We start from the raw sequence: 8,018 nt of genomic DNA, 5'->3' as shown, positions 1-8,018 counted from the left end.
ACGAAAAAAACTCATGTTTCAAGCTTGTTTATTTTAACCGAAATTACTACTTTAATTGAGAGAGAGAATCTATTTTAAAAACTCGTGAAATTAAGTTAATTAATAGGCTATATTTTTTGGCAGATAACGTTAAACTCAATCAGAAAAATTAGGTAGATTAAATTTTCCTGGCTGGGATTTTTCAAAAATATCAATAATCTGAGTCACATCTGCGGAATGTGGGATTGAACAGAACCTTCAGGACTTTCTTGGTGCCAGAATCATCCATTTCATCACCACCCAGTGCGGATTCAATTAAATCAGCGTAACGCACCAAAAACATCTGGAATACCTTGTAATTATGCAGATGGTTTTTTGATAACTAAAGTACCAGCTAAGATATCGTGTAAAGAACGATTCTTTTTATTAAATAGGATAAATATTAGATCAAGTAAACCAAAAGTAAAGCAGGTCAACAATATTTTAACTAAAAATCTCCAAGTAGCACGCCAAAAAGAAATTCTCTGACCATTCATATCAGTCACAATCATTTTGCAGATACCTTGTCCATAAGTTAATTGTTTAACCGAACTTTCAGCCAATGCAAAATGAAGCCAAGTAAAGATTACAGATAAAACTAAGGATATACTATACCATAAATCACTACAGATACCATTTGTTCCACAATTTCGATCTGGTATCACCGTTTTAGCATAAAGACCATAATTAGAAGATTGATTATAAGAATTAGCGGTTTTAAATTCCGGTGAGGAAGTTTCAAATTTAGATAATCTATATAAAATCTCTTGAGTATCTTTCGGTCTATTTCCAGGAAATGGAGACATTAAATAATCAATCAAATCTAATAATTTTTGGGAAATACCAGCAGTATCATCTCGCCAAATTAACGTCCCTGTGCGAGAATCTTCCGCAAAATCTTGAGGATATTTACCAGTTAATAAATAAACAAAAGTTCGCCCTAAAGCAAAAAAATCTGATTGCGGAACAGCCTTACCATTCATTTGTTCAGGTGGCGTATAACCTGCGGAAATAATCCCTGTAACTTGCTGTCCTGCGACTTTTTGCATCAAAGTTTGTGTAACTTCCCGCGCTGTGCCAAAATCAATTAATACCAATTGACCAGATGGACGGAGCATAATATTAGGTGGCTTAATATCTCGATGAAAATAATTTTGTCGATGGACTTGATGTAAAATTTCAACTATCTGTTTCAACCACCGTACAGCCGCACGTTCACTAATAGCTTTATCATTACGTTGAGTCATATATTCTTCTAAATTCATCCCCTCAATTTTTTCCATTACCAAACAATGCAGGGGTTCTTGATCTCTAGGAGAATAAATAAAATAACCATCTGATTCAACTTTAGGAATACCAGGATGCTTGAGTTGTTTTAAAACTGCCGCTTCTTGTTGAAACAATTCAATAGCTTTAGGAACTGTATTAAACAGAACCTTCAAGACTTTCTTTGTACCAGAGTCATCAATTTCATAGGTTTTACCGAAACCACCACCCCCCAAGGGACGAAGGACTCGATAGCACCCCTCTAAAAGTAACTCAGAACCACATGATTGACAAAATAAGGGCTGTCTGGTGTTTTGCGGTTGTGGGCAGTTGGGATTGATACAGTAGCTCATTGACTGCTAATATAGAGTATATTTTTGATACTCATAAATCATAACCGTTGTCTGTACCCTCTCCGCTTAAAAAAAAGAAATATCAAAATTGTGCGTTATTTTTCACCATAAACGCTGTATGGGATAGGCATCAAAAATTGTATCAGCACTTATTATAGGCATATTTTCCACCATAGCCTGTGCAATTAACATTCTGTCAAAAGGATCACGATGATGTAAAGGAAGTTGAGCAATAACTGAAATATGCTGTTGCTTGATTTCCTTTAATGTAATACCGTTACCAATTATTTGCTGTTCGACAAAATCATCAAAACTCATATCCAAATTAAGTTTACCTATGCTGTGTTTAATTGCCATTTCCCAAACACTGGCAATACTCAAAATATTGTCATTATTCTCAATTTGTAATCTCAAATTATCGCTAATTCTGGGATTACCTATAGTAAACCACAGCAGAGTATGAGTATCAATTAATTGCTTCATTCCATATACTCCTTCAACTCTTCCAAAGGTTCATCAAAATCATCAGATATTTTGATCATTCCCTTTGCACTACCAAATTTAGGACGAATTTTAACTGGTAATACAGGAATTAATTTCACCACAGGTTGATTATCTTTCATGATGATAATTTCATCACCACCAAGTGCTGCTTCAATTAAATCAGATAAATGTTGAGATGCTTCATTAACAGTAATTTGTTGCATAATAATCTCCTGAGACTAAATCAAATAAACACTACTCTATATCTAAAGTATATCTAGTATACTTCATAAGGGTTTATGATGTCATTCATATAACCACAATCCAGCCAACTATCACAGTTATCTCTCTCGAATTGAACAGGGTAGTTATTATCACCAATCTTATCAAATTCTTGAGCAGTATTATCTATCAAACTTTCTGTTTGTATTGCTTCATTATTTATATGAGTATCAAAATCACTTTTGATATCTTTAAGATGATATTCTTTATATTCTGCTAAGTTTTGACTCAATATTAAACATTTTTCATCAGTTCCATAGAATCTAATTCTAATAAATTTCTTATTTTTTCTACTTACTATTTGCCAACTACATTTTATATCTTTAAGTAATTGTTCCCACATATCTTGATGTTGAACAAAAACATCAAATGAATAACTAACGTAATTTTGATGAAAGTTAATTTCATTTTTATTTTCTCTATCTTCCTCTCTTCGTTCAGACTGATAAAATGATTTTATTTTTTCAATAGCATCTTGATAATCTATTTCTTGGCCTTTATGCTTATATATCTCTGCTGCTTTTTTAAAATCTTCAATTGCATTAAATTTATCTCCTAATTCATAACGAATTTCGCCCCTATTATAGTAAGCATCAGCTTTATCAGGATTAATTTCCACTGCTATATTATAATCAGCTATTGCCCCATGTTCATCTCCTAAAGCATAGCGAGAATTTCCTCTATTATAATAAGCATCAGCCTTATAAAGATTAATATGCAATGCTCTGCTATAATCAGATATAGCCTTATTTTCATCTCCTATCATGGAATAAGCTACTGCCCGATTAAAGTAAGCATGATAACTATTTGGATTAATTTTTAATGCTCTATTGTAATTATTAATAGCATCTTCTATTATTCCTAAAGCAGAGTAAACTATACCCCTTGCTATTAAAGTTTTGGTATTGTTAGAATTAATTTGCAAAGATTCATTACAGTCTTTTAATGCTTCATGAAAATTTCCCAAAAAATAATTAGCAACTGCGCGATTATAGTAAGCTTCATCAAGAGTAATTTGTTGCATAATTACCACCTTTAGCTTTGTGTTTGCGACTCAACCGATAATTCTATTCTCTATCAAAAATTAAAAAAAAGAGAGATAGAAAACTCTACCCCTCTTTTTAGTTGATCAAATTACTATTAGCTATACTAAACACGGGTGAGATTTAAACTTTTGCCAAATGACAAAGAACCCGGATGTGTAGGGGTTTAGCACTGCTAAACCCCTACCTTTAGAATCAAACAATCCAGCCGTTTTGAGTATAACTAGCTCTTAGTATCTGCTGGGTTTGTGAACAAGGAAGCTCATAACTTGACACTGCTTAATGTTGTCAAAACCGACAACACGGACGTAGCAGTTACCATACTGAGAACGGCAACTTTGAACTTCACTCAATACTTCTTGAGCAGTTTTAGCGCCGAACAAAGGCAACTTCCACATTGTCCAATAAAGTTCTGTAGGTTCAGAAGTTTCGTTGAATTCAATTGCAGGAATGAAACCTTGTGAAATAATGTACTGAACTTGCTTGGCAATTTGCGCGTCAGACAGAGGGGGAAGATAAGAAAGGGTTTCGTAACGACGCTCTTTAGGTAAAGTTTGCATAGTTTTTGATAAGTGGGGGGAGATTTTTTATGACTTGGTTGACTGACTAATTAGATAAATTATCCAAATTAGAATCAGATATTGTCTGTCTTTGGTATTTCGAGGCTGGGACTTGATAAACTTAGTTGCGTAATGCGTTCGAGATGCTGGCGACGCTGTTCCATATTGGCTTGCTGAATGCCAGTTAGTACCATTTCTGGTAAAAACTCTGTCACTTCCGCCGCTATATGTTCCCTGACAGTCATAATCCGCAATGCCAAATCTGACTTTTCTAGAAACAATTCCTCTATATAAGCTTCTCCGTCTTGGATTTTCCCAGCGGAAAAGTTTTGCAACCAATGTGCTAGAGGAGGATTTGTTTCGCCTAGCTGTGCCAATACAGTCCTTAACGCCTGATAAGTCAGGTAGCTTTGGAGAGTTTTGGCTGTGTCTTTCGCAATTTGCTTTAGATCCATGCTTGACCCAGCCCTTTAGATTATTAGATTTTGGATTGTTTATGAATCCAAAATCCCAAATCCTCAATTATCAGACGGTATCCATTGCTTCAAACTCGAACTTAATTTCTTTCCACAGTTCGCAAGCAACAGCCAACTCAGGAGACCACTTAGCAGCTTCGCGGATAATATCGTTACCTTCACGAGCCAAGTTACGACCTTCGTTACGAGCTTGAACAACTGCTTCTAGAGCTACGCGGTTAGCTGTAGCACCAGGAGCGTTACCCCAAGGATGTCCGAGAGTACCACCACCGAATTGTAGTACGGAGTCATCACCAAAGATTTCTACCAACGCGGGCATATGCCATACGTGGATACCACCGGAAGCAACTGCCATTACACCGGGTAAAGAAGCCCAGTCTTGGGTAAAGTAAATACCACGAGACTTGTCTTGCTCGATGTAGTTTTCACGCAATAGGTCAACGAAGCCCATTGTGATACCACGTTCACCTTCTAACTTACCAACTACTGTACCGGTGTGAATGTGATCACCACCAGACAAGCGGAGGGCTTTAGCTAATACGCGGAAGTGGATACCGTGGTTCTTCTGACGGTCAATTACAGCGTGCATAGCACGGTGAATGTGCAACAGAATACCGTTATCACGACACCAGCGAGATAATGTGGTGTTAGCGGTGAAACCTGCGGTCAGGTAATCGTGCATGATGATGGGCTGTTTGAGTTCTTTAGCGTACTCAGCCCGTTGGATCATTTGTTCGCAGGTAGGAGCGGTAACGTTCAGGTAGTGACCCTTGATTTCGCCGGTTTCTGCTTGTGCTTTGTTGATAGCTTCAGATACAAACAAGAAGCGATCGCGCCATCTTTGGAATGGAGCAGAGTTAATGTTTTCGTCGTCTTTGGTGAAGTCCAAACCACCACGTAAACATTCGTAAACTGCGCGTCCGTAGTTTTTAGCGGAAAGACCTAATTTGGGTTTGATTGTACAACCCAACAGAGGACGACCATATTTGTTCAATTTGTCGCGCTCTACTTGGATACCGTGAGGAGGTCCTTGGAAAGTCTTGATGTAAGCTACAGGGAAACGAATGTCTTCCAAACGTAATGCCCGTAAAGCTTTAAAACCAAATACGTTACCTACGATGGAGGTTAGTACGTTGGTGATAGAACCCTCTTCAAACAAGTCCAAAGGATAAGCAACATAACAAATATATTGGTTATCTTCACCGGGAACTGGTTCGATGTCGTAACAACGACCTTTGTAGCGATCTAGGTCGGTGAGCAAGTCTGTCCATACTGTTGTCCATGTACCAGTGGAAGACTCAGCAGCTACTGCCGCACCAGCTTCTTCAGGAGGAACTCCGGGTTGGGGAGTCATCCGGAAAGCTGCCAATAAATCTGTATCTTTAGGAGTGTAATCAGGTGTGTAATAAGTTAGTCTGTAATCTTTAACCCCAGCTTGGTACCCAGACTTAGCCTGAGTCTTAGTTTGCGCGTAAGACATATTTTTCTTCCAAGAAGTCTTTCTTTCTACTATCAAATCACGTTATGTGCCACTTCTTCTCATTCCTACTCTTAATTCATTCTTAATGAAATTATAAGTTTTGCTTATACTTAGGGGCGATCAATTTCTATGGTGGCAGTATTACTGCTGCACAAATTAAGTTGCAGTCACAATCACCGCAACAAGTTGTTTACCATGTTTCAGACGTACTGTTTGACGCTGTTATTTTTCGTCCCAGAAATACAAAATCTTTTCATCTTGAGTTTGCATACCCGACTAAATCGGCTTTACAAGCCGTCTGCGGAATTTTGCCTGAAAGCCGCATTCCAGATATAAGGCTGGTTTGCTGCAATTCTCTTTTTTTTCCTGATGTCTTTACCTAAAGCGGGTAAGGAGGGATCATGAGGCATTTTTCCTGAAGACAAGTTTAATCAGGGGATGAGCAAGAAAAGAAGAAACTGCACATCACGGAATTTGTAGCTTACCCCACAATATATCAATAATTCAATAAGTTATTTTGCGAATTTTGTTAATTGATATATTTAAATTTGTTATTACATAAAGATTTAACATTTTATTAAGATTGATTTACAAATGTGTATATCTAAACTCTAGAGAGCTAATGATGTCAGGGCTTTGTTGTCAAATAATGTAATTTTTAATACTAATTTAAAATGTTTGTTACGGCTGATGCCTCCGGCTCCCGCATGGATACGCCACACTTCGTGAACGATTTTATGCTACCTAATAACTATACCATATTTAAAATATACATCTATTATGGTATTAATAAAACTCAAAAAACTTAGTAGAATTAACTAGAAAGGAATATCACCGTGACTTTATTTCACAAGCATACTAACTTATTAATAATGTCCGCCTTGCTGGGATTAATCGCCTTACCAAGCATAGTCACACCAGCTACAGCCCAAAAGGTTGAGAATAAAGACAACAATCCCAGTCTTAATCAATCCAAATCTACCCCCACTTATGAAGTTGCACCACCACCAGAACGAATCAAACCCTTACCTAACGAGAGACAATTGCAAGAGGGAGAAACACCAGTAGATTATCGCATTAGTAACTTATTGGGAGATTTCACTGGTAATCTGTGGGTAGGTTCGTGGCGCGGATTATCACGCATTAATCCCAATACAGGTAGGGTTATTTCCCGTGTGAGTTTACCAAATATTGCGATTAGTGCTTTAGTCCAAGATAAGGTAGGGCGTTTGTGGGTGGGAAATAATGAAGGTTTAACGAGAGTAGACCCCCAAACCAGTCAAATTACAGCCCAGAATTTATTATTACCCTCCAAACGAGTATTATCACTGTTACTTGACAAACGCGGCTATTTATGGGTAGGAACTGATGCTGGATTGACTCTGGTTAGTCCCGACCAAGGTTTAATTATGACGACGGTTAAAAATATGCCCGGTGTCAGTGTTAATGCGATGACTTTAGATGCTGACGGTCAATTGTGGGCGGGGACGCTGGAGGGAATAGTCAAGGTGAATACTTCTAGTGCTTTACTGATGAAGAGAATCCAAAATCTACCGGGGGGAACTGTCCAAACTTTGGCTATTAGTCCCCAGGGGTTAATTTGGGCGGGTATGCCAAATCAATTGTTGGTGATTAACCCCAAAAATGGTATTGTGTTAAGGTCTGTGACTCCCCTACGTGGACGCAACGTGACATCAGTTAGGTTTGCCAAGGATGGTAGTGTGTGGGTGGGTACTAATAATGGTTTGCTGCGATTGAACCCATATACGGGGGCAGTCTTAGACCAAGTTACGGGACTGCCTTCTAGTCGAGTTTTGACTTTGGCACCGGATATTGGTAATAAGTTATGGGTGGGAACAACGGAGGGTTTAGCTTGGTTAATGCCTTCAGTGGGTACGGCTCAACCTCATTTTGGTTTTGGTCGGTATGTGAAATAGGAGTCAGGAGTCAGGAGTCAGGAGGAAGAATTAGAAGGAGATAAGAATAGTCTCGAATTTGAGAAAGTAATATTAGGACTGTTCCCTGTTCCCTGTTCCCTTGCCCCAACGACAATTTTT

7 protein-coding genes and 1 pseudogene are annotated in these 8,018 nt (G+C 37.9%); 1 reads left to right on the top strand and 7 read right to left on the bottom strand.

The window, feature by feature from the left end:
* Window positions 1-338: 338 nt before the first annotated feature.
* The 7 genes and pseudogenes from FJR37_RS08115 to FJR37_RS08085 form a co-directional block, all read right to left on the bottom strand.
* Window positions 339-1,637, bottom strand: a complete 1,299-nt coding sequence (locus FJR37_RS08115) for a protein kinase (protein WP_039200140.1) — start codon at window positions 1,635-1,637, stop codon at window positions 339-341.
* Between the two features lie 102 nt (window positions 1,638-1,739).
* Window positions 1,740-2,120, bottom strand: coding sequence for a type II toxin-antitoxin system VapC family toxin (locus tag FJR37_RS08110; RefSeq protein ID WP_039200139.1), 381 nt, complete (start codon window positions 2,118-2,120; stop codon window positions 1,740-1,742).
* Window positions 2,117-2,344: a type II toxin-antitoxin system Phd/YefM family antitoxin gene (locus FJR37_RS08105; protein WP_039200138.1), complete on the bottom strand. Its 228-nt coding sequence runs from the start codon at window positions 2,342-2,344 to the stop codon at window positions 2,117-2,119. The genes FJR37_RS08110 and FJR37_RS08105 overlap by 4 nt, the downstream gene beginning before the upstream one ends.
* 53 nt (window positions 2,345-2,397) lie before the next feature.
* Window positions 2,398-3,426 (bottom strand): tetratricopeptide repeat protein, encoded by a 1,029-nt coding sequence (locus tag FJR37_RS08100; RefSeq protein ID WP_168465745.1) that lies wholly within the window; start codon window positions 3,424-3,426, stop codon window positions 2,398-2,400.
* A 249-nt stretch (window positions 3,427-3,675) separates the two neighbouring features.
* Window positions 3,676-4,005 carry a ribulose bisphosphate carboxylase small subunit gene (locus FJR37_RS08095; protein ID WP_039200136.1) on the bottom strand — a complete coding sequence of 110 codons (330 nt, stop codon included), beginning with the start codon at window positions 4,003-4,005 and terminating at the stop codon, window positions 3,676-3,678.
* A gap of 46 nt (window positions 4,006-4,051) precedes the next feature.
* Window positions 4,052-4,460, bottom strand: a pseudogene (locus FJR37_RS08090) (chaperonin family protein RbcX).
* A gap of 70 nt (window positions 4,461-4,530) precedes the next feature.
* Window positions 4,531-5,961, bottom strand: a complete 1,431-nt coding sequence (locus tag FJR37_RS08085; RefSeq protein ID WP_027403993.1) for a form I ribulose bisphosphate carboxylase large subunit — start codon at window positions 5,959-5,961, stop codon at window positions 4,531-4,533.
* Between the two features lie 872 nt (window positions 5,962-6,833).
* Here FJR37_RS08085 and FJR37_RS08080 point away from each other — a divergent pair.
* On the top strand, window positions 6,834-7,898 hold the full coding sequence (locus FJR37_RS08080; RefSeq protein WP_152608810.1) for a two-component regulator propeller domain-containing protein: 1,065 nt from the start codon (window positions 6,834-6,836) through the stop codon (window positions 7,896-7,898).
* The last annotated feature ends 120 nt before the right edge of the window (window positions 7,899-8,018 follow it).

It is taken from the genome of Aphanizomenon sp. UHCC 0183 (genome assembly GCF_009712065.1).
Classification (GTDB): domain Bacteria; phylum Cyanobacteriota; class Cyanobacteriia; order Cyanobacteriales; family Nostocaceae; genus Dolichospermum; species Dolichospermum heterosporum.
Note: the sequence above shows the minus strand (reverse complement) of the source record. Positions and strands in the feature narration are given on the sequence as shown.